We start from the raw sequence: 237 nt of genomic DNA, 5'->3' as shown, positions 1-237 counted from the left end.
GCGCACCGGCGTCCGCCGTGGTATCCACTTTCGCTTCGTCGCTGCCTGGTAGAGACACGTTGCCGTCGCGGTCGGTCTGCGTTGCATCGACCTTGATGCTTGCGCCCTCTGCCACGGTTTCTGTCCAGGTGATGGTGCCATTCGCGTACGTGTATTCTGTGCCAGCCGCATCGACCAGCTTGCCTTCGTCGTTCAGGCTCAACGTCACTGTGCTCTCGACGCCACCATTGGTGATGG

At 61.2% G+C, this 237-nt stretch carries 1 protein-coding gene; it reads right to left on the bottom strand.

Going from position 1 to position 237, the window contains the following annotated elements:
- On the bottom strand, window positions 1–237 hold a 237-nt coding region (locus tag EYW48_RS21940), incomplete at both ends, for a hypothetical protein (RefSeq protein WP_277433130.1).

This window comes from Vibrio sp. 1180_3 (assembly GCF_029478545.1).
GTDB lineage: Bacteria > Pseudomonadota > Gammaproteobacteria > Enterobacterales > Vibrionaceae > Vibrio > Vibrio aestuarianus.
The sequence above is the reverse complement of the archived record's forward strand: the minus strand, read 5'-3'. Positions and strand labels throughout refer to the sequence as shown.